Below are 26,021 nucleotides of genomic sequence, written 5' to 3' on the forward strand. Positions count from 1 at the left end.
GGCGGTCGGAAAGTATGGCGAGCGTCTCCAAGTGTTCCTCACTTGCAGCCTACGATTGTCTTCAATGCTAAAGTCCATCCCTCGATTTTGCTTTTCCCAAGGAAGCCGTTATGCCGGATGCGACGTCCCTCAGTGCTGGATTCATGGTGGTTCACGGCAACCGCCTGGATGAACTGCGCAGCCTGGTTGTCAGCTGGATGCGCCGTTACCCGCTGGCTCCCCTGGAAAACGAAATCGCCCTGGTACAAAGCAACGGTATTGCCCAGTGGCTGAAACTGGCGCTGGCTGAAGACCCTGAAGACGACGACATGGGCGGTTGCGGCATCGCTGCCGCTATTGATGTGCAGCTTCCCGGCAGCTTCATGTGGCAGCTCTATCGCATGGTTCTGGGCAAAGACGAGATCCCGCCCAAATCCCTGCTGGATAAAGCCCCACTGACCTGGCGCCTCATGCGCCTGCTCCCCGAGCTGATCGATCAGCCCCATTTCGAACCCCTGCAACGCTTCCTGACCCACGATACGGATTTGCGCAAACGCTACCAACTCGCGGAACGCCTCGCCGACCTGTTCGACCAATACCAGGTCTACCGTGCCGACTGGCTGGAAGATTGGGCCGCCGGTCGCCATCAACTGCGCAATGGCCGTGGCGAATCCAAACCCTTGAGCCCGGCCAACTGCTGGCAAGCCGAACTGTGGCGCGCCCTGCTGTTGGACGTAGGAGAGGAGGGCATGGCTCAAAGTCGCGCCGGAGTTCACCAACGCTTTATCGAGCGCATCAATAGCCTGGAGCAGGCACCGATAGGCCTGCCCTCCCGCGTGATCGTCTTCGGCATTTCCTCCTTGCCAGCCCAAGCGCTGGAAGCCCTTGCCGGCCTCGCCCGTTTCAGCCAGGTGCTGCTGTGTGTGCACAACCCTTGTCGCCATCACTGGTCCGACATCGTCGCCGACAAAGACCTGCTCCGAAACGAATACAAGCGCCAGGCACGCAAGGCCGGAATGCCGGTCACCATCGACCCGCAAACCCTGCATCAGCACGCCCACCCGCTGCTCGCTGCCTGGGGTAAGCAAGGTCGCGACTACATCAACCTGTTGGACAGCTACGACGACCCCAACAGTTACCGCTCGGCATTCCGTGACGGTCGTATCGACCTGTTCAGCGAGAGCGAGCCCACCACCTTGCTCAACCAACTCCAGGACGACATCCTCGAACTGCGCCCCCTCAACGAAACCCGCGACCTCTGGCCAAGCGTCGACCTGGCGCGCGACACTTCCATTCGCTTCCACATCTCCCACAGTGCCCAACGCGAAGTTGAAGTTCTTCACGACCAGTTACTGCAGCGCTTCAGCGCCGACCCCACGCTGCGCCCACGGGACATCATCGTCATGGTCCCCGACGTCGACAGCTACGCGCCGCATATTCGCGCCGTATTCGGCCAGCTTGAAAGAAGCGACCTACGCTTCATTCCGTTCACGCTCACGGACCAGGGCCAGCGCGGCCGCGATCCGTTACTGATCGCCGTCGAGCACCTGCTCAAGCTCCCGGACAGCCGCTTTCCGGTCAGCGAAATCCTCGACCTGCTCGACGTCCCGGCACTGCGGGAACGCTTCGCCATCAAGGAGCGCGACCTGCCGACCCTGCACCGCTGGATCGAAGGCGCCGGTATCCGCTGGGGCCTCAACGCCGAACAACGCGCCGGCCTCGGCTTGCCCCAGGAGCTGGAGCAAAACAGCTGGCGGTTCGGCCTGCGTCGCATGCTCCTGGGCTACGCCGTCGGTACGGGCTCTGCCTGCGATGGCATCGAGCCGTACGATGAAATCGGCGGCCTCGATGCTGCCTTGATAGGACCGCTGGTCGCACTGCTCGATGCGCTGCACGACGCCCACCAGGCACTTTCGCAACCTGCCGCGCCGACAGAGTGGGGCGAGCGCCTGCAAAACCTGATGCAGTTGTTCTTCCTCCCGAGCAACGAGCACGACGACTACCTGTTGGGTCAACTCGAGCAACTGAGAGAAACCTGGCTGGAGACCTGCGAGTCCGTCGGCCTGCATGACGAATTACCCCTGACCGTAGTCCGCGAGGCCTGGCTGGCAGGCCTCGACCAAGGCCGACTGTCCCAGCGCTTCCTCGCGGGAGCTGTCAATTTTTGTACCTTGATGCCCATGCGCGCGATCCCATTCAAGCTGGTTTGCCTACTCGGCATGAACGATGGCGACTACCCACGCGCGCAACCGCCGCTGGACTTCGACCTGATGGGCAGCGACTACCGCCCAGGCGATCGGTCACGCCGCGAAGACGACCGCTACCTGTTGCTCGAAGCCCTGCTCTCCGCCCGCGACCAGCTCTACATCAGTTGGGTCGGCCGCAGTATCCGCGACAACAGTGATCGCCCGGCATCGGTCCTGATCGGGCAGTTGCGCGACCACATTGCCAGCGGCTGGCACACCACCAGTGGCGAACCACTCCTGGAAGCCACCACCCAGGAACACCCGCTCCAGCCCTTCAGCGCCCGCTACTTCCATGAAGGTGACAAGCTGTTCAGCTACGCCCGCGAATGGCAGTTGCTCCACGCAACCCCGGACAGCGTGCCCGATACCGGCAGCCTCGCACCCTACACCCAGGAAGAACCGTTGAGCCTTGGCCAACTGCAAGACTTCCTGCGCAACCCGGTCAAACACTTTTTCAGCCAGCGCCTGAAAGTGTTTTTCGAAGCCGCCGAAGTCCCGCTGGAAGATGAAGAACCCTTCGTCCTCGATGCACTGCAGCGCTATAACCTGAGCGACAGTTTGCTCACGGCGGCACTCACCCGCCCCGACAACCTCGACGAAGCCCTCAACGCCCAGGCCTTGCGTTTGCAAGGCAGTGGCTTGTTGCCGATGGTTGGTTTCGGCGAATGCCTGCGCAAAGAACTGATCGAGCCTCTGCCCGACCTGTTGCAGCGTTACCAGCAACTCCTGGCACTCTGGCCCACTGCGCACACCAGCGCCGAACCGATCAGTTTTGAGCATCAAGGCATCCAGCTGGAAGGTTGGATCAGTGGCCTGCATCAACGCAGTGATGGCGGCTTTCTAAGCGTCACCGCCATCCCCAACAGCATCGGCTCGATCAAGACCCGTAAGTGGCATCGCCTGATTCGCCCATGGGTCAACCACCTGGTGGCCTGTGCCTGCGGCCTTCCGTTAAGTACCGGCCTGGTCGGCAGCGACGACACACTGCTATTGGCCCCACTTGAGCAAGCCACAGCCCGGGAGCTCCTCGGCAACCTGCTGCTCGCCTGGAAAACCGGCATGAGCGAACCACTGCCGGTCGCCGTTAAAACCGCATTCGCCTGGCTCGGTCAAACCGACCCGGCCAAAGCGCAAGCCGCCGCCAGCAAAGCCTACGAAGGCGACGGCCAAACCAGCGACGGCGAGCGCCGTGAAAGCCCTGCGCTCATCCGACAGTTCCCCGACTACGCCGCCTTGATGGCCAGCGAAGAGTTCGAAGGCTGGTGCGAAACCCTCTATCGACCGTTGATCAACGCTCCCTGGCGATCACTCACCAGCGCGGAGGCCAGCGCATGAGCGGTACAAAACCCCTGGCCCTGGCCTTCCCGCTCAAGGGCAGCCAACTGATCGAAGCCAGTGCCGGCACAGGCAAGACATTTACCATCTCGGCGCTCTACCTGCGTCTGGTACTCGGCCACGGAGGGGACGAATCGGGCTTCGGCCGCGAGTTGCTGCCGCCGCAAATTCTCGTCGTGACCTTTACTGATGCCGCCACCAAAGAGCTGCGTGAACGCATCCGAATCCGCCTGGCAGAAGCCGCGCGTTTTTTCCGCGAAGAAATCGAAGAACCCGACGCGTTGATCGCCGAACTGCGCGACCAATACAGCCCCGCACAATGGCCCGGCTGCGCCAATCGCCTGGACATCGCCGCCCAGTGGATGGATGAAGCCGCCGTCTCGACCATTCACAGCTGGTGCCAGCGCATGCTGCGCGAGCACGCCTTCGACAGCGGGAGCCTGTTCACCCAGACCCTGGAGACCGACCACAGCGACCTGCTCGGCGAAGTGCTGCGCGACTACTGGAGGCTGTTCTGCTACCCGATGCACGACGATGCGCTGAACTGGGTGCGCAACAATTGGGGCGGCCCGGCGGCCCTGATGCCACGGGTACGCGCGCTGTTCGGCAGCGAGCGGCCCACGGATGAAACGCGTGACCCCGCCGAGCTGATCAACGAATGCCTGCAAGAGCGCCGCCAAGCCCTCGTCGCGCTCAAGGCACCCTGGCAACAATGGGCAGAAGAATTGCGCAACATTTGCCTGCAGGCCGTCGCCGCCAAAGCCGTCGATGGTCGCAAGATGCAAGCCCGTTACTTCGAACCCTGGTTCGAAAAAATCAGCGCCTGGGCAGCTGACGAGTCTCTCGAACAACTGGACATCGGCACCGGTTTCACCCGCCTGACCCCCGACGGCATGGCCGAAGCCTGGAAAGGCGAACCACCACGCCATCCGGGTATCGACGCCATGGCCAGTCTCAAGGCCAGCCTCGACGCCCTGCCAACGCCCGATGCTGCTGTACTGCAACACGCCGCCGGCTGGGTGGGGAAACGCTTCGAAGAAGAAAAGCGCCGTCGCGCCGAAATGGGCTTCGACGACATGCTGATCCGCCTCAACGCCGCCCTGCAAGCCGACGGCGGCGAGCGTTTGGCCAGCGTGATCCGCGAGCAATTCCCGGTCGCCCTGATCGACGAATTCCAGGACACCGACCCGGTGCAATACAGCATCTTCGACAGTATCTACCGCATCGAAGAAAACCACCTCGACAGCGGCCTGTTCCTGATCGGCGACCCAAAGCAGGCGATCTACGCCTTCCGTGGCGCCGACATCTACACCTACCTGCGCGCGCGCCAGTCCACCACCGGCCGCCATCACACCCTGGGCACCAACTTCCGTTCGAGCCACGCCATGGTCGAGGCGGTAAACCACGTATTCCAGCGCGCAGAAAAAGGCCGTGGAGCGTTCCTGTTCCGTGAACCAGACGGTACGAATCCGGTGCCGTTCCAGTCGGTATTGTCCCAAGGCCGTAAGGAACAACTGCAGGTCAACGGTCAGACGTTGCCTGCGCTGAATCTCTGGCATCTACCCACCGACCAGCCGATCTCCGGCGTGCTCTACCGCCAACAGTTGGCCGCGTCCTGCGCCAGTCAAATCGTCGCGTTACTCAATGGCGGCCAGCAGGGAACTGCCGGATTCCTCGGCAAAGACGCTAGCTTCAAAGGCGTGCTGCCGTCAGACATCGCCATCCTCGTGCGCGACGGCAAGGAAGCCCAGGCCGTGCGCGGTGAACTGGCTGCCCGTGGCGTGCGCAGCGTTTACCTTTCCGATAAGGATTCCGTGTTCGCCGCCCAGGAAGCCCACGACCTGCTGGCCTGGCTCAAGGCCTGTGCCGAGCCGGACGTCGAGCGCCCACTGCGCGCCGCCCTGGCTTGCGTCACCTTGAACCTGTCGCTGCCCGAACTGGAGCGTCTGAACCAGGACGAACTGGCGTGGGAACAACGCGTAATGCAGTTCCGCGATTACCGTACGATCTGGCGCACCCAAGGCGTGCTGCCGATGCTGCGGCGCCTGTTGCACGACTTCAAATTGCCGCAAACCCTGATCACCCGCAGCGATGGCGAGCGGGTATTGACCAACCTGTTGCACCTCTCGGAATTGCTGCAACAGGCGGCCGCAGAGCTGGACGGTGAACAAGCGCTGATTCGCCATCTGGCCGAACATCTCGCGCTTTCCGGCCAGGCCGGTGAAGAGCAGATCCTGCGCCTGGAAAGTGATGAACAACTGGTCAAAGTGGTAACGATCCACAAATCCAAGGGGCTGGAATACGACTTGGTTTTCCTGCCGTTCATTTGCTCGGCAAAACCGGTTGATGGCAGCCGCCTGCCGTTGCATTACCACGACGCAAACGGCAAATCCCAGGTCAGCCTCAGGCCCACCGCCGAGTTGATCGCCCAAGCCGACGATGAGCGCCTGGCCGAAGACTTGCGTCTGTTTTACGTGGCGCTGACCCGCGCCAAACACGCCTGCTGGCTGGGCATCGCCGACCTCAAGCGTGGCAATAACAACAGCTCGGTGCTGCACCTGTCGGCCCTGGGCTACTTGCTCGGCGGCGGCGCCGCACTTGGCGAGTCCGGCGGCCTGGCCCGCTGGTTGCTTGACCTGCAGGAAGGTTGCCCGGCACTGCATTACGCAGAAATGCCCGAGGCCGATGCGGTCGTATTCCACCCGCCGCGTAACGAAGCCACCTTGCTCGCGCCGCTGCTGCCCAAGCGCAAGGCGGCAGAAAACTGGTGGATCGCTTCCTACAGTGCGCTGCGTATCGGCGAGAGCATGAGTGCGGCGAGCCTCGAAGCGCCGGAAAGCCCACAAGCGCAGAAGCTGTTCGATGACGAACGCCTCGACCCGGATGCCCCACGCGAAGTGCCGGCTTCCGGTGGCGATATTCACCGTTTCCCACGCGGGCCGAATCCCGGCACCTTTCTCCATGGCCTGCTGGAATGGGCGGGCGGCGAAGGCTTCAATGTTACCCCGGAGGCCATCGAAGATGCGGTCGCCCGCCGCTGCAACCGACGCGGCTGGGAAGGCTGGATCGGCACACTCGGCGGTTGGCTCGGGCATCTGTTGCAAGCCCGGTTGCCGCTGGGCAACGGGCAGGTGGCCCTTAGCGAGTTGCGGCAGTACCAGATCGAAATGGAGTTCTGGTTTGCCAGCCACAAGGTCGACGTCCTCGCACTCGACAAACTGGTGTGCCAGCACACTCACAATGGCGTATCCCGCGTGGCCGCCGAACCGGTGCTGCTCAACGGCATGTTCAAGGGTTTTATCGACCTGACCTTTGAACACGAAGGCCGCTACTACGTGGCCGACTACAAATCCAATTGGCTTGGTCCCGATGATTCGGCCTACACGCAGCAGGCCATGGAACTGTCGATCCTCGACCATCGTTACGACCTGCAATACGTACTTTACCTGCTGGCCCTGCATCGCCAGCTGAAGGCGCGGCTGCCGGATTACGACTACGACCGTCACGTCGGCGGCGCGTTGTACCTGTTCCTGCGGGGCACCCATTCCGCGAGCCAGGGCGCGTATTTCACCCGACCACCCCGGGAATTGATCGAAAGCCTGGACCTGCTGTTCCAGGGCAAACCGCTGCCACCCAAGGCCGAGCCCGCCTGGGAACAAGGAGAGCTGCTATGAGCCTGTCGCCGTTACCGCTTGAGGAGCTGACGCCCCTCAGCCGCGCCGCCGACCTGGTGCAACTGCTCGATCTCTGGGTGCAGCGCGGCTGGTTGCGCGCGCTGGACAAGGCCTTTGTCGGCTTCCTCCACGAACTCGATCCGCAGGCTGATCCTTTAGTCCTGCTGGCCGCGGCCCTGACCAGCCACCAACTGGGCCATGGCCATGTATGCCTGGACCTGTTCGAAACCCTCAAGGCCCCGGATTTCGCTCTGTCGCTGCCACCCGAAGGCGATGTGCAAACCGGCGTCATGCTACTGCCATCACAGTTGCTCGACGGCCTGGACGGCGCCCATTGGTGCCATGCCCTGGCCGCCAGCCGTCTGGTGGCACTGGCCGTCGACGGCAGCGAGGAGGCGCAAAGCCGGCCACTGGTGCTGTCGGGCAAACGCCTGTACTTGCGCCGCTACTGGACCTACGAACGGCGTATCGACAGCGCTTTGCGCCTGCGACTCGCCACCCGGGAAAGCGTTGCCGCCGATCTGCCCGAACGCCTGAATCGCCTGTTCGACCAGGCCCCGCCAGACGGTGTGGTCGACTGGCAAAAACTCGCCTGCGCCTTGGCCACCCGCGGTGCATTCAGCATCGTCACCGGCGGGCCGGGTACCGGCAAGACCACCACGGTGGTGCGTTTGCTTGCGCTGTTGCAGGCCCCCGCCGTGGAAGCGGGCAGCGCGTTGCGCATCCGTCTGGCGGCGCCCACCGGAAAGGCGGCCGCGCGCTTGACCGAGTCCATCAGCCAGCAAGTGCTGTCGCTGAAAGTGCCTGATGCGGTGAAGGAAAAAATCCCGACCCAGGTCACCACCGTTCACCGTTTGCTCGGCAGCCGTCCCGGCACCCGACACTTCCGGCATCACATCGGCAATCCGTTGCCCCTGGACGTGCTGGTGGTAGACGAAGCCTCGATGATCGACCTGGAAATGATGGCCAACCTGCTGGACGCCTTGCCACCCCATGCTCGCCTGGTACTGCTGGGTGACAAGGACCAGTTGGCCTCGGTTGAAGCCGGGGCGGTGCTGGGGGATTTGTGCCGCGACGCCGAAGCCGGTTTCTACAGCCCGCAAACCCGCCAGTGGCTGCAACAGGTCAGCGGCGAAGACCTCGGCGCCAGCGGCCTGCAGGAAGACCTCGACGGTAGCCATCCCTTGGCGCAACAAGTGGTGATGCTGCGTTACTCGCGGCGTTTCGGCGAAGGCAGCGGCATTGGCCAACTGGCCCGCTGGGTCAACCAGCAAAACCCTGAGCAGGCCCGCAAACTGCTGGCTGCCCGCAGCCATGCCGACCTGTTTTGCGTCAGCCTCAAGGGCGAGCACGACCATGCCCTGGAGCGCCTGGTGCTGGATGGCCACGGTGACGGTGCCCACGGTTATCGCCATTACCTGAAACTGCTGCAGACCGCGCGTCCGTCCCTGGAGACGCCACGGGATGACGAGGCCTGGACTCTGTGGGCGCAGAAGCTGTTGAAAGCCTTCGACGCCTTCCAGCTGCTCTGCGCCGTACGCAAGGGCCCATGGGGCGTGGAGGGCCTGAACCTGCGCATCACCGCCGCGCTGCTCAAGGCTCGGCTGATCGACAGCGACCAGCAATGGTACGAAGGGCGCCCGGTGTTGATGACTCGCAACGATTACGGCCTGGGCCTGATGAACGGCGATATCGGTATCGCCCTCAAGCTGCCCGAAAGCGACGGCGGGCCGCAGGTTCTGCGCGTCGCGTTCCCGCGCAACGATGGCCAGGGCGGCGTACGGTTTGTGTTGCCCAGCCGGCTCAACGACGTCGAAACCGTCTACGCGATGACGGTGCATAAATCTCAGGGCTCTGAATTCACCCACACCGCACTGATTTTGCCGGACGCCTTGAACCCGGTGCTTACCAAAGAGCTGATCTACACCGGCATCACCCGCGCCAAGGACTGGTTCAGCCTGATCGAACCCCGGGGTGGCGTATTCGAAGAGGCGGTGAGCCGCAAGGTGAAACGCTTGAGTGGGCTGATGCTGGAACTGGGCACTTGATCGTCAAAGAAGCTGACCAATGAGTCATCTAAATTTTCTGATCCAAATGTGTGATTTTTCTTAATAAAATGTCGGAATCCTCCTGGGTGTCGCCTCGGGGGTTTTCCGCCGTTGTGCTATCGTTGCGGCATCATCCCGAGAAGATCAAAGAGAATCGCTGCATGAACGTGGCTGTCTCGCCCACAGAGCGAAGTTTGAGCTGGAGACGAATGCTGCTGTTGGCGCTTCTGTGCGTGTTCACGCCCCTCGTTTTTGCCCAGCCGCCTGCCGGCATGGCCGATCAGCGGGCCAAGGCCGTCACCCAAGTGGTCCTGGGTATTCTCAGTTACGCCCGCTGGCCGGTAGAGCCCGCGCAATTGCGTTTGTGCATCGTCGGGCCAACCCAATACACCGATGACCTGGTCAAAGGCACCACCCAGGCTACCGGCCGTCCGGTAGTGGTGCAGCGTTTGCTGGCCGACCATCCAGACATCGCCAATGCCTGCGATGCCGTGTACATCGGCCAATTGACCAGCGACGAGCGCAGCCGCCTGTTCGCATCACTGATCGGCCATCCGGTGCTCAGCATCAGCGAAGGCGGCGACCAATGCACCGTGGGCAGCCTGTTCTGCCTGCGGGTGGCCGACGAGCAGGTGTCGTTCGAGGTCAACCTGGATTCCGTTGCCCGTAGTGGTGTGCGCATTCATCCGAGTGTGCTGCAACTGTCCCGACGTCGAGCGCCGGGGTCATGAGTGTCGATAAGGCGCCAGTGCGTCCTACCTTGCGTTCAGTGATCGGGCGCGGGCACCTGAGCCTGGCGCTGATGGCGGTCAGCATGGCCAGTATCTCCCTGACCCTGCTCGGCGTGCTCGCGCTGCGGGTGTATGCCGACCACAACCTGCACCTGATCGCCCGCTCCATCAACTACACCGTGGAAGCCGCGGTGGTGTTCAACGACAGCGCGGCGGCCACCGAAGCCTTGGCCGTGATTGCCTCGGAGGAAGAAGTGGCCGAGGCGGAAGTCTTCAACGTCGACGGCAAGCAACTGGCCCATTGGGAGCGCCCTGAAACCGGGATGCTGTCGATGATTGAGCTGCAGTTGGCGCATGCCCTGCTCGAACAACCCATCACCCAGCCGATCCTGCATCAGGGCCAGGTCATCGGCAGCGTGCACCTGACCGGCCACGGCGGCAGCCTGTTGCGCTTCCTGCTCAGCGGCCTGGCCGGGATTCTGGTGTGCACCGCCCTCAGCGCCTGGGTTGCACTGTACCTGGCGCGGCGTTTGTTACGCGGCATCACCGGGCCGTTGCACAGCCTGGCCTCGGTGGCCCACGCCGCCCGAAGCGAGCGGGCCTTTGACCGACGCGTACCGCCGGCGAAAATCGCCGAACTCGACAGCCTGGGCAATGACTTCAATGCCCTGCTCGACGAACTGGAGGCCTGGCAGACCCACCTGCAAAGCGAAAACGAAACCCTCGCCCACCAGGCCAGCCACGACAGCCTGACCGGGCTGCCCAACCGTGCGTTCTTCGAAGGTCGGCTGATCCGCGCCCTGCGCAGCGCCGCCAAGCTCAACGAGAAAGTAGCGGTCTTGTTCCTCGACAGCGACCGCTTTAAAGATATCAACGACAACTTCGGCCACGCCGCCGGCGATGCGGTATTGGTGGCAGTGGCTAAGCGCATTCGTGCGCAACTGCGTGAAGACGACCTGGTGGCACGCCTGGGCGGCGATGAATTCGCCATCTTGCTGTCGCCTCTGCACCGACTTGAGGACGCCCAGCGCATTGCCGAAAAAATCATCGCCAGCATGGACGCGCCCATTGCGCTGCCCGGCGACGCCCACGTATTGACCTCACTCAGTATCGGCATCGCCGTCTACCCCGATCATGGCGCCACCCCCGGTAACCTGCTCAACGCCGCCGATGCGGCGATGTACCAGGCCAAACGGCTTTCCCAGGGTGGCCAGCAAACGGCGGAATCGGAGTCCCCCGCCGCCGACGTTCAACACAGGAGTTGATCCCTTGTTCTCGACCGCACGCTTTTTATTCATCACCTTGCTCGTGGCTCTGCTCGCCCTGAGCGGCTGCCAGACCCCGCCGCCAAAAGGCCTGACACCGGCGCAAATCGCCGTGCTCAAACAGCAGGGTTTTGAACTGACTGACGAAGGCTGGGCCTTCGGCCTCTCGGGCAAGGTGCTGTTTGGCAGCGACGTCGAAAGTCTGAATGCCCCCAGCACCGAGATCGTCCAGCGCATCGGCAAGGCGCTGCTGGGCGTGGGCATTGAGCGCGTGCGGGTCGACGGCCACACCGACGCCTCGGGCAAGGAAACCTACAACCAGCAACTGTCCCTGCGCCGAGCCAAAAGCGTTGCGCACGTGTTGGCAGGCGTTGGGATGAAAGAAGAAAACGTACAACTGCGCGGGCTGGGCAGCAGCGAGCCGGTGGCGTCCAACGCGACAGCGGCGGGGCGCACCGAGAATCGCCGGGTATCGATTGTGGTGATTGCGGACTAAGCCGACGCCCTCGTTCGCTCTATGGAATGCGTTCAAAAATGTGGGAGCGGGCTTGCTCGCGAAGGCGGTGGATCAGTTGATGTATTGGGTGACTGACACACTGCTATCGCGGGCAAGCCCGGCTCCCACATTTTATTTAATCCGCAAACCTCATCTCCCGCGTTTCCCCCATCAACAACGGCTGATTCTGCTCCGTCACCTCACGGATGTAATCCCACAGCAGGGTGATCCGTTTCAACTTCCTCAAGTCCTCGCGGCAGTACATCCAGAACTGCCGCGTAATGTTTATCTCCTTCGAAAGCACCGGCAGCAACCGCGGGTCCTGTGCCGCCAAAAAGCACGGCAGGATCGCCAGCGAGCGCCCTTGCTGCGCCGCCACGTACTGCGCAATCACGCTGGTGCTGCGCAAACTGGCGCTGGCGCCGGGCACCACATTGGCCAGGTACAGCAGCTCCGAACTGAACGCTAAATCATCCACGTAGCTGATAAACGGATGCTCGGCCAGGTCCGCCGCCCGGCGGATGGGCGGGTGCTGGTCCAGGTATTCCTGCGTCGCGTACAGCTGCAGCTTGTAGTCGCACAGCTTGCAGCACACGTACGGCCCGTGTTCCGGCCGCTCCAGGGCGATGACGATATCCGCCTCGCGCTTGGACAGGCTGATGAAGTGGGGCAGGGGCAGGATGTCCACCGAGATCGCCGGGTAGGTGTCGACGAAGTGGCTCAGTTGCGGGGTGACGAAGAAGCTGCCGAACCCTTCGGTGCAGCCCATGCGCACGTGGCCGGACAGCGCCACGCCGGAGCCGGAAACCTGTTCGCAGGCCATGTGCAACGTGCTTTCGATGGACTCGGCGTAGCCCAGCAGGCGCTGGCCTTCGGTGGTCAATACGAAGCCGTTGGTCCGGGACTTTTCAAACAGGAGAGTGCCCAACGATCCTTCAAGGGAACTGATGCGCCGCGACACCGTGGTGTAGTCCACCGCCAGGCGCTTGGCAGCGACGCTGGCCTTGCGGGTACGCGCGACTTCGAGGAAAAACTTCAGGTCATCCCAGTTCAGGGAGCCCAGTGACGTGATGTTTTTTTGCATATTGGACCGGCTTTTATGTGCGTTCTTATTAGAAGTTTGCACATCTATACTCCAAAAACAGTCCGAACGCCTCATCCTCAAGGCGATTCAACGCCTTGGTTCTCTGCATACCTACAAGAATTGGAGACCACATGAACGCATCTGCCGATATTTCCGTAAAACAGGTCAAGCTGCTGATCAACGGTGAGTGGGTCGAATCCAGGACCACCGAATGGCAAGACATCGTCAACCCCGCTACCCAGCAAGTGCTGGCCCGCGTACCGTTTTCCACCCCTGAAGAAGTCAACGCTGCCATCGACGCCGCCCATCGCGCCTTCCAGACCTGGAAGCTGACGCCGATCGGTGCGCGCATGCGCATCATGCTCAAGCTGCAAGCCTTGATCCGCGAGCACTCCAAGCGCATCGCCGTGGTCCTGAGTGCCGAGCAGGGCAAGACCATTGCCGACGCTGAAGGCGACATTTTCCGTGGCCTGGAAGTGGTCGAGCACGCGTGCTCCATCGGCACCCTGCAGATGGGCGAATTCGCTGAAAACGTCGCGGGCGGTGTGGACACCTACACCCTGCGCCAGCCGATCGGCGTGTGCGCCGGCATCACCCCGTTCAACTTCCCGGCGATGATTCCGCTGTGGATGTTCCCGATGGCCATTGCCTGCGGTAACACGTTCGTACTCAAGCCATCGGAACAGGACCCGCTGTCGACCCTGCTGCTGGTTGAACTGGCGCTGGAAGCCGGGGTGCCAGCCGGTGTGCTGAACGTGGTTCACGGCGGCAAGGACGTGGTGGATGCGCTGTGCACCCACAAAGATATCAAGGCCGTGTCCTTCGTCGGTTCGACCGCCGTGGGGACTCACGTCTACGACCTCGCCGGTAAACACGGCAAGCGCGTGCAATCCATGATGGGCGCCAAGAACCACGCCGTGGTGCTGCCGGATGCCAATCGCGAACAAACCCTGAACGCCCTGGTCGGCGCCGGTTTCGGTGCGGCGGGTCAGCGTTGCATGGCAACTTCCGTGGTGGTGCTGGTGGGCGCGGCCAAGCAATGGCTGCCGGACCTCAAGGCCCTGGCGCAAAAGCTCAAGGTGAACGCCGGCAGCGAAGCCGGTACCGATGTGGGTCCGGTTATCTCCAAGCGCGCCAAGGCACGCATTCTCGACCTGATCGAAAGCGGCGTAAAAGAAGGTGCCAAGCTGGAGCTGGATGGCCGCGGCATCAAGGTGCCGGGTTTCGAGGACGGCAATTTCGTCGGCCCGACGTTGTTCTCCGGCGTGACCACCGACATGCAGATCTACACCCAGGAAATCTTCGGCCCGGTGCTGGTGGTGCTGGAAGTCGACACCCTCGACCAAGCCATCGCCCTAGTCAACTCCAACCCGTTCGGCAACGGCACCGGCCTGTTCACCCAGAGCGGCGCGGCAGCGCGTAAATTCCAGAGCGAAATCGATGTGGGCCAGGTCGGCATCAACATCCCGATCCCCGTGCCGGTTCCGTTCTTCAGCTTCACCGGTTCCCGCGGTTCGAAACTCGGCGACCTGGGCCCGTACGGCAAGCAAGTGGTGCAGTTCTACACCCAGACCAAAACCGTCACCAGCCGCTGGTTCGACGACGACAGCGTCAACGATGGCGTCAACACCACCATCAACCTGCGCTGATCGAGGAGACGACCATGAAGATTGCATTTATCGGCCTGGGCAACATGGGCGCGCCGATGGCGCGCAACCTGATCAAGGCTGGCCATGCGCTGAACCTGTTCGACCTGAACCAGACCGTGCTCAAGGAACTGGCGGAACTGGGCGGCACCATCAGCGCTTCACCGCGCGCGGCAGCCGAAGGCGCCGAGTTGGTGGTGACCATGCTCCCGGCTGCGGCCCATGTGCGCAGTGTGTGGCTCGGTGAAGACGGCGTGCTCGCCGGCATCGGCAAAGGCGTGCCGGCGGTGGATTGCAGCACCATCGACCCGCAGACCGCCCGCGATGTAGCGGCGGCGGCAGCGAAACAAGGCGTGGTGATGGCGGATGCTCCAGTGTCCGGCGGCACCGGCGGTGCCCAGGCCGGGACGTTGACCTTCATGGTCGGCGCCACCCCGGAACTGTTCGCCACCCTGCAACCGGTGCTGGCGCAGATGGGCCGCAACATCGTCCATTGCGGCGAAGTCGGCACCGGGCAAATCGCCAAGATCTGCAACAACCTGCTGCTGGGTATCACCATGGTCGGCGTCAGCGAAGCCATGGCCCTGGGCGATGCGCTGGGCATCGACACCCAAGTGTTGGCGGGAATCATCAACAGCTCCACCGGGCGCTGCTGGAGTTCGGACACCTACAACCCATGGCCCGGGATTATCGAGACGGCGCCGTCGTCCCGGGGTTATACCGGTGGGTTTGGTGCGGAACTGATGCTCAAGGATCTGGGACTGGCCACTGAAGCGGCCCGCCAGGCACACCAGCCGGTGATCCTCGGCGCAGTGGCGCAGCAGTTGTATCAATCGATGAGCCAACGTGGGGAAGGGGGCAAGGACTTCTCGGCGATCATCAACAGCTATCGAAAACCAAAGTAGGGCGATTGTCCTTCTTCACTGTGGGCCCCTGATTTTTACTGCGTAGACCTTCCAGCACCAGCTCACTACTGGTGCTTTTTTTTGACCTGAATAAACCCCTTCGCGACGTTTGTGGGAGGGCGGTATTACTTATCGACTAATGCCTAGGGATAAGGTTTTTTTGCATTGTTATAGTTGTGAAATAAACTTTTACAAGTTTCAGGTGTGACGCTGAAATATCATGTTTTTGATCATGGGTTATTCATTAGGTGAGTGTCCATGGGGCGCTCGATTATCATGCCGTTATAATTGATTTCTCGGTTATGTGTGTTCGGTTTGTCGTGGCTTCCCTCATTAAACACCCATGTTTATTGCGTGTTTACATTTCTCTTTGATGTTGACTATTGCCTCGCTAGTATCGGTTTTGCGAGCGTTGTCATGGTTGCTGCGTCTCGATAACTTCCGCCGAAGCGTTGTACTTTCAAAGTTGTGCAGGTGTGTCAGAGATGGCTAGCGAATGGATGCGTACATCGGGTTTCCCAGGGCTATCGGCCTCATCGAACGAGGCCGCCCTGGAACTTGAAAAAGCCCGCATCCTGGCCCGTCACCTCTCCCGGTTGCTCGACCTCTGGGCTGCGATGCAGTCCAGCCCAAGGCCCGGGCAGGCTTATTCTGACGCCAAGGATGTGCCACCTCATTCGGTGTCAGCGTGTTGCAAGCGCACGCGTGTGGGTCTGCAATGTCGTGAAGAAACCGGCGTCGGTTGATCGCTGTAAATCCTGACCAGTCCTATATAAACGCAAAAAGAGTTTCGTGCTCGGCGGTAACTACCGTCGTGGGCATTCGCTCGCGCTGAAATACGTGTGTCCATATAAAAAACGGGTGAGAGATGAAAAACATAACTATTGTCGACAAGGCAACGGGGACGGCGACAGAGCATGCTTTTGGCAACGCCAGCCTCAAGGGAACCAGCATTGTAAAACTGCCGTTCGGACAAGAAAGCGTTCAATCGTTTCAACAGTCCGGCCAAAACCTGGTGGTCACTCTGAAGTCTGGAGAAACCATCACCATTCAGAACTTTTTTGTGGTGGGAGCCGACGGCGCCGCTAACCAACTGGTACTGGAAAATGCCGACGGAACATTGTTGCTCGGCAACTATTCCACGCCGTATTCGGGTTTCAACTTCACCGAAATCTCGACCCTGGACGACCTGGGTGTGGCAGCCATTGCCGCTGACAGTGCGGTGCCGGACTGGGTGCTGTGGGGCTTGGGCATCCTCGCCGTCGGCGGTACCGCCGCGGCATTGAGCGGTGGTGGCGGTGGTGGTGGCCATCATCATCAAACGCCAGTTCCTGCACCCGGTGCTGCGACCGGTTTATCGGTCAACAGCGCGGGCACGGTGGTCAGCGGTAAAGGTCAGCCTGGCACCACAGTCACCGTCAAGGATGCCGCCGGTAACGTACTGGGCACAGGCACTGTGGGTACCGACGGCAACTTCCAGGTCAACCTGGACAAGCCGCAAACCAATGGCGAAACCCTGCAAGTCGTCCTCAAGGATGCCGCGGGTCAGGAATCGCAACCTGCGTCTGTGGTAGCGGGTGATACAACCGCCCCCGCCGCACCGAACGGTTTGGCCGTCAGTGCAGACGGTACAACCGTCAGCGGTAAGGGCGAGCCTAATTCGACCGTGATCATCAAGGATGCCAATGGCGAGGTCCTCGGCACCGGCACCGTGGATGCTGAAGGCAACTTCCAGGTCACCCTGGGAACTGCGCAAACCAATGGCGAAACCCTGCAAGTCACCCTCAAGGATGCTGCCGGCAATGAATCGTCCGCCAGCCCCGTGGTGGCTGGCGACAGCACCGCCCCGGATGCGCCGACCAACCTGGTGATCAGTGCCGATGGCGCAACTGTCAGCGGTAAAGGTGAACCGAACGCTGCCGTGAGCATCAAGGATGCCAGCGGCAATGTGATCGGTACGGGCACCGTCGGCGCGGATGGCAATTTCCAGGTTTCGCTCGACACACCCGCGTCCGAAGGCGAAAGCCTGGCGATCACGCTCAAAGACGCTGCCGGCAATGAGTCGGCTCCGGGTGCGCTGGTTGTTGCCGATATTGAGACACCGCTTGCGCCGCGCAACCTGGCAATCAGTGACGTGGGTGACACGCTCAGCGGTGAAGGCGCCGCGGCCCACAAAGTCATCATCCTCAACGATGCTGGTGAAGTGGTCGGCAGCGGAACAGTGGCAGATGACGGAACATTCCTGGTGCAACTGAACTCGCTGCACATCAATGGCGAGCGGCTACGCGTGTTCCTGCGCAACTTCTCGGGCAAGGAATCCCTGCCAGGCATCGTCATCGCGGGGGACACCATCGCCCCGGATGCCCCAACAAACCTGGTGGTTGGCGAAGATGGCAGCACCGTCACCGGCAAGGGCGAACCGCGCGCGACCGTTACCGTGAAAGACGCCGATGGCAACGTGATCGGCACTGGCACGGTCGGCGACGACGGTAATTTTCAAGTCACCCTGGATCCGCTTCAGGTTAACGGCGAAACACTGGCTGTCACATTGACCGATGCAGCAGGCAACGAGTCTGTTCCGGCTTCTGTGATCGCTGTTGATATTGATGATACGGACGCTGATGCGGATGCGGATGCGGATGCCGACGCTGATGCTGATGCTGATGCTGATGCGGATGCGGATGCTGATGCGGATGCCGATGCCGATGCCGATGCTGACGCCGACGCCGACGCGGATGCCGATGCCGATGCGGACGCTGATGCGGATGCGGATGCCGATGCCGATGCCGATGCCGATGCTGATGCTGATGCTGATGCTGATGCTGATGCTGATGCGGACGCTGATGCGGATGCCGATGCCGATGCTGATGCTGATGCTGATGCTGATGCTGACGCTGATGCTGATGCTGATGCTGATGCTGATGCTGACGCTGATGCTGATGCTGATGCTGATGCTGATGCTGATGCCGATGCCGATGCCGACGCTGATGCTGATGCTGATGCTGATGCTGATGCCGATGCTGATGCGGACGCCGATGCTGATGCCGACGCTGACGCTGACGCTGACGCTGACGCTGATGCGGATGCTGACGCGGATGCCGATGCCGATGCCGATGCGGACGCTGACGCTGATGCGGATGCGGATGCCGACGCGGATGCCGACGCTGACGCTGACGCTGACGCTGATGCTGATGCCGATGCGGATGCTGACGCGGATGCCGATGCCGACGCGGACGCGGACGCGGATGCTGATGCCGATGCCGATGCCGATGCCGATGCCGATGCGGACGCTGACGCTGACGCTGACGCTGACGCTGACGCTGATGCCGACGCCGACGCCGACGCTGATGCCGATGCCGATGCTGATGCGGACGCCGATGCTGATGCCGATGCCGATGCCGATGCCGATGCCGACGCGGATGCGGATGCGGATGCTGACGCCGATGCCGATGCCGATGCCGATGCCGATGCTGACGCTGACGCTGACGCTGACGCTGATGCGGATGCGGATGCGGATGCGGATGCGGATGCTGATGCGGACGCCGACGCCGACCTCGAAGCCTTCGACGACCTCGCCACCGGCGAAGTAACCATCAAACCCGTAACATCCAACACCGGCCTGGCCGATATGCGCGTGTTCACCCTGTTGGGTGTCGGCGGCATCATTCTGGGCGATCACACCAAGCAGCAGGAGTTCTCGGTTGCCGAGGGTTCCAGCGGAACGCTGAACCTGCAGTTTGCCCAGGCCGACCTGGTCTCGCTGTTGGGCGGTGGCTTCACTGCGACGCTGGAAGTGAGCGACGGTGCCGGTGGATGGTTGCCGGTGCAGCAAGGCAGCAACGGTTCGGGCTTGCTCGACCTGTTGGGGCTGTTCGGACAAAGCTCCAGCGCCAAAATCGAAGGCCTGGAAGCCGGGCAGTATCGCTTTACCCTCAAGCTCGACCCCAACCTGGTCAGCGTTGGTGCAGGGGCCACGGCCAAGTTGAGCGTCACCAATGACAGCCTCACCGACTTCACCGGGGAAGCAGGGCCGGATGTCACCGGCAACGTCATCACCGACCCGGGCATTGGCGGTAAACCGGATGAACCGGGAACCGGCGGGCCAGTGAAGGTGCAGGTCGAGGTCAACGGCGAATTCGTCGATGCCGACGCCACCACCGGCACGGTGCTGCAGGGTCAATATGGTCAGCTGACCATCTTCGCCAACGGCGAGTACAAGTACACCCCGAACGGCGATGTCGCCAGCATCGGCAAGGTGGATGCCTTCGAGTATCACCTGGTCAATGGTGCCGGTGCTTCGGCCTCGGCAACCTTGTATGTGCGTATCGACAGCCCGAGTGTCAACGTGGACTGGAGCGCTACCGATCCATCTGCGCCCGGCGTGATCAACACGGTTGCCAATGATGACCTGGGTTCGGCACAGATCGACATCGTCAACCTGGTCACCCAGGCCGACCTGGCGACCCTGAGCTACAACCTGGCACTGCTCGGCAGCAGTTCGGGTACGGGTGCCGAGATCAACGTTGCCACGGGCACGACCGCAGAGCTTGCGATCAACGTCACCGTCACCGGCATTGCGTTGTTGCCAGGCACGACCGTCAATCTGCAGAAGTTCATCGGTAACGAATGGGTCACGCAGCAGACCACTACCCAGGCGAACCACACGTTCCAAGGGTTGGATGCCGGGACCTATCGCGTGACCGGGACGACCGGTGCCGTGCTGTCGCTGAGTGCGCTGCACATTGCGCAGAAGCTCACTACCACCTCCCTCACGGAGTTCGTGACCGGTGCAATGAGCAATGCGACTGGCAACCTGCTGTCCGACAGCTTGTCCGGGCCGGATGTCCTCGGTTCGCCGCTGACGGTACTCAGTGTGCTGGTCAACGGGGTCTATGTGATTCCTGGGCAAACGGGGACGAAAATCAACGGTGACCACGGCACATTGACCGTGTTTGCCGATGGTAAGTACGTCTACACCCCGCATGCCGGGCTGACGCTGGACGAGATTGGCCAGGTGGATAAATTCACCTACAAGCTCACCACGCCAACCGGCCAGGAAGACACCGCCGACCTCTACGTGCGCATCGACTCGCCGGATCGCGACCTGGTCTGGGACGACGCCAACCCGGGTGCGCCAGCCACTGAAGGTGCCGGCATTGCCGCTGCCCACAGTGCGGTGGACCAGGCGGCGGATGACGGCGCCAACGTTGACGGCGATCACCACGATGCCGTGGTGGCCGACGACACCGACTTCACCCATGTCGATGCTGGCGCGGGTGCAGACGGGTTGTTGTGGGAAGGCGGCGATGCAGCCATCAACCTCACCGACCTGATTGGCACAGTCAGCGGGGTGCACAGCATCGACCTGAACGATGTCAGCGCCGTCGACCTGACCCTGAGCCTCGAAGACCTGGTGTCCATCACCGGGCCTGAGTCGGATCGCTTGATGATCCAGGGCGACGATCAGGACAGCGTGCACCTGACAGGTGACTGGAGCGCCGGTGCGACCCAGGTAGAGAACGGTCTTGAGTACGTGATCTACACCAGTCCGGAAGATGAAACCCATCAGCTCTGGGTACAGAGCGGCATCAGCGTGGTGTAACGCCACCCCTGCCGGCCGGGCCGCAAGGCCCGGTTTTCCCTACCAACGGTAATGCAGCGATGGGCCGTGACGTCAGTCACGGTCCGTTGTTGTACTCATCAGGTTTGACAACAGTCAGGTGACTAGCAGTGAGGCAAAAGAGTTTGGCCAAGCAGCTGTCTGCCGTAATTCTGGCAGTCGCAATGATCGCGCCCGAGCGTGCGCCGGTCATGGCAGCGTCGTATATCGACGATGAAGAACGCGTCAACATCATCAGCCCGAGCAACCTGGGCACACATTTACCCGGCGGGCCAACGGGCGTCAGCGCACCGGTGGCACCCGAGCACGTCATACCGAGCAACCTTGACCTGACACGCGCCATTCAACTGGCGGTGGAATGGCACCCGGCAATTTCCGAGGCGATCGGCCAGCTGTACCAACAAAACGAGAACGTGAACATCGCCCGTTCCGGTTATTACCCGCAAGTCAGCGGCGGCTTCAACTCCGGCTACGACAGCGGCCTCAGGGGCAACGGCCAGAGCCGTGCGTTTTCGTTGTCGGCGTCGCAGATGCTCTATGACTTCGGCAAGGTCTCAAGTTCTGTCGACAGTGCGCTGGCGCGGGTCAGTGCCAGCCAGGCGTCGGTGTTGCTGTCGATCGATCAGGTGGCGCGCGATACCTCGTTCGCCGTGATCGAACTGCAGCGCTCGCAGTTGCTGGTGCAACTGGCTCGCGAGCAAATCGACGGCATTTCGGCGATTGCAGAGCTGGCCAAAAAGCGCAGCGACATGGGCGCCAGCACCCGTTCGGACCTGATCCAGGCCCGCTCGCGGGTCGAGGCCTCGGTGGCGACGCAATTGCAATTCACCGCGCAATTCAATCGCTGGCGCAGCACGTTGAGCAGCCTGCTCGGGTCGCAGGCGCCAGTGAGCGTGGCGAATGGTTTTCCGGCAAGCCTGGAGCAATCCTGCGTGGGCGTGGTACCCGATGCGGCAGTCACGCCGACCCTGCTGATCGCCCAGGCGCAGCGTGTCGATGCGCTGGCGCTGATTGCACAAGCCCGTGCCGAGGCGTTGCCGACCGTGTCACTGGACCCGTCCATCACGCACTACCTGGACAACAACGACGACAGCAACGTCCCCGGCGGCCGCGACCGTACCCGTTATGGCGTATTTCTCAACGTGAAAATGCCGCTGTACCAGGGCGGCGCAATCACCGCTCGCAAATCCGCCGCGCAACAGGCCCTGCGTTCCGCCGATGCCGCCAACGACGCCGCGCGCCTTGCGGTTCGCCAGGGGTTGCTGGAAGCGCGGGATCAAATCTCAAGCCTCAGCCAGCGGCTATCCACCCTGGATTTTCGTGAGCGCAGCATCTCCGAAACCCGCGACCTGTATCGCCAGCAGTACCTCGAACTGGGCACACGGCCGTTGCTCGACCTGCTGAATGCCGAGCAGGAAATTCACCAGGCACGCATGGACCGGGAAAACACCGCCGCTGACCTGCGCCGCCTGAAAATCGATTGCCTCTACAACACGGGCGCACTGCGCACGGCGTTCCACCTGGACAACAGCACCCTGCAAGGTGTGGAGATTCGGCCATGAATGATGCTGTGATGCTTGCGGACGAAACCAACGCAGTACAAACACCGCTGAACCCGGCGCGCGCAGTGGATTATGAAGTGTGGCTGGAGGCCGTCCTGAGCGTGGCCCGGCATTACCGCCTGGAATGCTCCGCCCAAAGCGTGCGCATCGCCGCACAATGGACCGAAGGCGCTTCGGTGGAAGAGGTGGTACGGCAGATGGCCCGCCAGGCGGGGTTGAACTGCGTGATTGCCGACTTCAGCGAAACCACGCTGATGCAGCGCCAATTACCGGTGGTGCTGCAATTTGCCGACGGCCAGGTGGGTGTGCTCGAAACCCTCGGCGACGGCGACAACCTGGGCATCGCCTACAGCGGCGACGGCGGCCTGCAAAGCCGGCTCACCCGCCAGGACCTGTTGGAGCAAGCGCGCAAGAGCGTGATTCTGCGACCCATGGCGGCAGTGCGTGACCGGCGTGTCGACGACTACATCAAGCCTTACGAGAAGGCGTGGTTCAAAAACATCGTGCTGCGCGACCTGCGGCCCTATGGCTATGTGATGCTCGCTTCGCTGGTCACCAGCGTGCTGGGGTTGGCCGGGGTACTGTTTTCGATGCAGGTGTACGACCGGGTGATCCCGGCCGAATCCATGCCCACCCTGTATGTGCTGTTTGGCGGGGTGATGCTGGCGCTGGTGTTTGATTTCATCATGCGCATCACCCGTGTGCGCATCACCGACATGCTCGGCAAACGCGCGGATCTGCGCGTTTCCGACCTGGTGTTCGGGCATGCCATTCGCTTGCGTAACAGCGCCCGGCCGAAGTCCACCGGCTCGTTCATTTCGCAGCTCAAGGAGCTGGAGCAACTGCGTGAGCTGATCACCTCCAGCACCGCCACGGCGCTGGCCGATCTGCCGTTCTTCCTGCTGTTTCTGGTGATCTACTGGTTGATCGCCGGCCCGCTGGTGGCGGTGCCAATGGTGGCTGTGCTGTTCCTGATAGTGCCCGGGCTGTTGGCGCAGAAAAAACTCGCGGCACTGGCGAATGAGTCGATGCGTGAAAGCTCGTTGCGCAGCGCCATGCTGGTGGAGACCATACAAGGCCTGGACGACATCAAGGCGTTGCAGGCCGAACAGCGCTTCCAGCAACAATGGAATCACTACAACGCCACCTGCGGCGACGCCAGCCTGCGCCTGCGCATGCTCACCAACAAACTGGTGGCCTGGAGCAACAATGTGCAGGGCTCGGTGTTTGCCGTGGTGGTGGTGTTCGGTGCGCCCATGGTCATGGCCAGCGACATGACCACCGGTAGCCTTGTCGCGGCGTCGATCCTGGCGTCGCGGATGATGGCGCCGATGTCCCAGATCACCCAGGTGCTGACGCGCTGGCAGCAGGCCAAGGTTGCGCTGCAAGGCCTGAACCGGATCATGGAATTGCCGGTGGACCATCCCGAGGGCAGCAAACGCGTGCACCTGCCGGTGATCAAAGGCCAATACGCGCTGAGCCAGGCCACATTCCAGTATTCCGACGATGCCCCCGTGCCGGCGCTGCGTGTGGCCGACCTGAAGATCCAGCCGGGCGAGCGCATCGCGATTCTGGGGCGTAACGGCGCGGGTAAATCCACGCTGTTGCAGGCATTGGCCGGGATGCTCGACCTCAAGGCTGGCACCATCAGCCTGGATAGCGTTGCCCTCAGCCACATCGACCCCGCCGACGTGCGCCGCGACGTGGGGCTGATGACACAAAACTCGCGGCTGTTTCACGGCACGCTGCGCGACAACCTGATCATGGGGGCGCCGCATGCCAGCGATCAGGAAATCCTCCAGGCCCTGGCGCTGACCGGTGCGGGCGACTTCATCGGCAAGTTCGCCGACGGCCTGGACCACATGATCCTGGAAGGTGGCCTGGGCCTGTCGGGCGGGCAGCGTCAGTCGCTGCTGCTGTCGCGGCTGATGATTCGCCAGCCGCATATCGTGTTGCTCGACGAGCCCACCGCGTCCCTGGATGAAGCGACCGAGCGCCAGTTGATCCACAACCTCGACCGCTGGGCAGCCCACCGCACGCTGATTATCGCCACGCACCGCATGAGTGTATTGAGCCTGGTGAATCGGGTGATCGTGGTCGATAACGGCCAGATCATCGTCGATGACAGCAAAGCCAACGCGATTGCGCGCCTGTCCAAACCGAAGGGGAAAACCCAGTGAAAAGCCCTGCGCCGAAAACCATACCCCTGCTCGCCACCGAAGACGAAGGCGCCCGGCATACCCACGACGGCGTGGATGAACGCACCGTGGTGCGCGCCACGCGCGTGGTGGGCTGGGTGTTTGTCATGCTGATTGCGTTTGGTGCCTGGGCCTACTTTTTTGAAGTGGACGAAGTCTCGACGGGCAGCGGCAAAGTCATCCCGACCTCGCGTGAGCAAATCATCCAGTCGCTGGAAGGCGGCATCGTCACGGAGTTGAATGTGGGGGAGGGCGATATCGTCAAAAATGGCCAGACGTTGGCCAGGCTTGACCCGACCAAGACCGAATCCAACTTTGATGAAAGTGCCGCCAAGTACCGGGCGTCGCTGGCCAGCGTCGCGCGTTTGCAGGCCGAGGTAGACGGTAAACCGTTACTGTTCCCCCCGGAGCTTGAGCGTTACCCCGCACTGGTGCGCGCCGAAACCGACCTGTTCAACACTCGGCGCAAGGGCCTCGAAGAATCGTTGGCCGGCGTGCGTTCGTCGCTCGGGCTGGTGCGTAGCGAGCTGGAAATCACCGAAAACCTGGCCAAGGTCGGCGCCGCCAGCAACGTTGAGGTGTTGCGCCTCAAGCGCCAAAAGGCCGAGCTGGAGTTGAAACTGACCCAGGCCCGCTCCGAGTATATGGTGCGGGCCGGTGAGGACCTGGCGAAGGTCAATGCCGACGTCGAGACGCTGTCGTCAGTCATGCGCGGGCGCTCCGACTCGGTGACCCGCCTGACCCTGCGCTCGCCGGTGCGCGGTATTGTCAAGGGGATCGAGGTCACCACCATCGGCGGGGTTATCCCGCCCAACGGGCGCCTGATGCAGATTGTGCCCCTGGATGAGCAGTTGTTGATCGAGGCGCGTATCTCCCCGCGAGACATCGCCTTTATCCATCCCGACCAGGTGGCCAAGGTCAAGATCACCGCCTACGACTACGCCATTTATGGCGGCATGGACGGCAAGGTCGTGACCATTTCTCCGGACACTATCCAGGACGAGGTCAAGCCAGAAGTTTTTTACTACCGAGTGTTCATCCGCACCGACGCTGACACCTTGAAAAACAAGGCCGGCAAGTCGTTTTCGATTGTGCCTGGGATGATTGCCTCGGTGGATATCAAGACCGGCCAGAAAACCGTGCTCGACTATTTGATCAAGCCCATGAACCGTGCGCGGGAGGCCTTGCGAGAGCGTTAGGCGAGGTGGCTGTGGCCAGGTTTGCGTTGTGGT

General features: G+C 62.0%; 13 protein-coding genes. 12 read left to right on the top strand and 1 reads right to left on the bottom strand.

What is annotated here, in order from left to right; translation table 11 throughout:
* Nucleotides 1–110: 110 nt before the first annotated feature.
* The 6 genes from recC (at nucleotide 111) to HX814_RS17045 (ending at nucleotide 11,774) form a co-directional block, all read left to right on the top strand.
* Entirely contained in the window at nucleotides 111–3,560 is a 3,450-nt protein-coding gene (gene recC / locus HX814_RS17020) for an exodeoxyribonuclease V subunit gamma (RefSeq protein WP_177010076.1), read from the top strand.
* A complete protein-coding gene (gene recB / locus HX814_RS17025; RefSeq protein WP_177010075.1) occupies nucleotides 3,557–7,234 on the top strand; it encodes an exodeoxyribonuclease V subunit beta in 3,678 nt (1,225 codons plus the stop codon). Before recC ends, recB begins: the two co-directional genes overlap by 4 nt.
* Nucleotides 7,231–9,282 carry an exodeoxyribonuclease V subunit alpha gene (gene recD / locus HX814_RS17030; protein ID WP_177010074.1) on the top strand — a complete coding sequence of 684 codons (2,052 nt, stop codon included), beginning with the start codon at nucleotides 7,231–7,233 and terminating at the stop codon, nucleotides 9,280–9,282. Before recB ends, recD begins: the two co-directional genes overlap by 4 nt.
* A 161-nt stretch (nucleotides 9,283–9,443) precedes the next feature.
* Nucleotides 9,444–10,013 carry a YfiR family protein gene (locus HX814_RS17035; RefSeq protein ID WP_177010073.1) on the top strand — a complete coding sequence of 190 codons (570 nt, stop codon included), beginning with the start codon at nucleotides 9,444–9,446 and terminating at the stop codon, nucleotides 10,011–10,013.
* Entirely contained in the window at nucleotides 10,010–11,278 is a 1,269-nt protein-coding gene (locus HX814_RS17040) for a diguanylate cyclase domain-containing protein (protein ID WP_177010072.1), read from the top strand. Before HX814_RS17035 ends, HX814_RS17040 begins: the two co-directional genes overlap by 4 nt.
* Nucleotides 11,279–11,282: 4 nt before the next feature.
* A complete protein-coding gene (locus HX814_RS17045; protein ID WP_003214188.1) occupies nucleotides 11,283–11,774 on the top strand; it encodes an OmpA family protein in 492 nt (163 codons plus the stop codon).
* 136 nt (nucleotides 11,775–11,910) lie between these two features.
* On the opposite strand, the gene HX814_RS17050 is transcribed toward HX814_RS17045, so the two are convergent.
* Nucleotides 11,911–12,858 carry a LysR family transcriptional regulator gene (locus HX814_RS17050; protein ID WP_177010071.1) on the bottom strand — a complete coding sequence of 316 codons (948 nt, stop codon included), beginning with the start codon at nucleotides 12,856–12,858 and terminating at the stop codon, nucleotides 11,911–11,913.
* A 131-nt stretch (nucleotides 12,859–12,989) separates the two neighbouring features.
* Here HX814_RS17050 and HX814_RS17055 point away from each other — a divergent pair, with 131 nt between their 5' ends.
* From HX814_RS17055 to HX814_RS17100, 6 genes are all read left to right on the top strand, one after another.
* Entirely contained in the window at nucleotides 12,990–14,507 is a 1,518-nt protein-coding gene (locus tag HX814_RS17055) for a CoA-acylating methylmalonate-semialdehyde dehydrogenase (RefSeq protein ID WP_177010070.1), read from the top strand.
* A 14-nt stretch (nucleotides 14,508–14,521) separates the two neighbouring features.
* Nucleotides 14,522–15,409, top strand: coding sequence for a 3-hydroxyisobutyrate dehydrogenase (mmsB, locus tag HX814_RS17060; protein WP_003214181.1), 888 nt, complete (start codon nucleotides 14,522–14,524; stop codon nucleotides 15,407–15,409).
* A gap of 868 nt (nucleotides 15,410–16,277) precedes the next feature.
* A complete protein-coding gene (locus tag HX814_RS31335) occupies nucleotides 16,278–21,011 on the top strand; it encodes a BapA/Bap/LapF family large adhesin (protein WP_218175024.1) in 4,734 nt (1,577 codons plus the stop codon).
* A gap of 182 nt (nucleotides 21,012–21,193) precedes the next feature.
* Complete coding sequence (locus tag HX814_RS17090) at nucleotides 21,194–22,591, top strand: TolC family outer membrane protein (protein WP_173883061.1); 1,398 nt, start codon at nucleotides 21,194–21,196, stop codon at nucleotides 22,589–22,591.
* A complete protein-coding gene (locus HX814_RS17095; protein WP_177009247.1) occupies nucleotides 22,588–24,771 on the top strand; it encodes a type I secretion system permease/ATPase in 2,184 nt (727 codons plus the stop codon). Before HX814_RS17090 ends, HX814_RS17095 begins: the two co-directional genes overlap by 4 nt.
* Nucleotides 24,772–24,797: 26 nt before the next feature.
* Entirely contained in the window at nucleotides 24,798–25,988 is a 1,191-nt protein-coding gene (locus HX814_RS17100; RefSeq protein ID WP_087693464.1) for an HlyD family efflux transporter periplasmic adaptor subunit, read from the top strand.
* The last annotated feature ends 33 nt before the right edge of the window (nucleotides 25,989–26,021 follow it).

The organism is Pseudomonas sp. C8002, from assembly GCF_013385765.1.
In the GTDB taxonomy this organism is placed as follows: Bacteria; Pseudomonadota; Gammaproteobacteria; order Pseudomonadales; family Pseudomonadaceae; genus Aquipseudomonas.

Bases quoted from the DNA above. Each gene is read 5' to 3' on its own strand.
- recC (WP_177010076.1), top strand. From the start codon at position 111: ATGCCGGATGCGACGTCCCTCAGTGCTGGATTCATGGTGGTTCACGGC.
- recB (WP_177010075.1), top strand. From the start codon at position 3,557: ATGAGCGGTACAAAACCCCTGGCCCTGGCCTTCCCGCTCAAGGGCAGC.
- recD (WP_177010074.1), top strand. From the start codon at position 7,231: ATGAGCCTGTCGCCGTTACCGCTTGAGGAGCTGACGCCCCTCAGCCGC.
- HX814_RS17035 (WP_177010073.1), top strand. From the start codon at position 9,444: ATGAACGTGGCTGTCTCGCCCACAGAGCGAAGTTTGAGCTGGAGACGA.
- HX814_RS17040 (WP_177010072.1), top strand. From the start codon at position 10,010: ATGAGTGTCGATAAGGCGCCAGTGCGTCCTACCTTGCGTTCAGTGATC.
- HX814_RS17050 (WP_177010071.1), bottom strand. From the start codon at position 12,858: ATGCAAAAAAACATCACGTCACTGGGCTCCCTGAACTGGGATGACCTG.
- HX814_RS17055 (WP_177010070.1), top strand. From the start codon at position 12,990: ATGAACGCATCTGCCGATATTTCCGTAAAACAGGTCAAGCTGCTGATC.
- mmsB (WP_003214181.1), top strand. From the start codon at position 14,522: ATGAAGATTGCATTTATCGGCCTGGGCAACATGGGCGCGCCGATGGCG.
- HX814_RS31335 (WP_218175024.1), top strand. From the start codon at position 16,278: ATGAAAAACATAACTATTGTCGACAAGGCAACGGGGACGGCGACAGAG.
- HX814_RS17090 (WP_173883061.1), top strand. From the start codon at position 21,194: ATGATCGCGCCCGAGCGTGCGCCGGTCATGGCAGCGTCGTATATCGAC.
- HX814_RS17095 (WP_177009247.1), top strand. From the start codon at position 22,588: ATGAATGATGCTGTGATGCTTGCGGACGAAACCAACGCAGTACAAACA.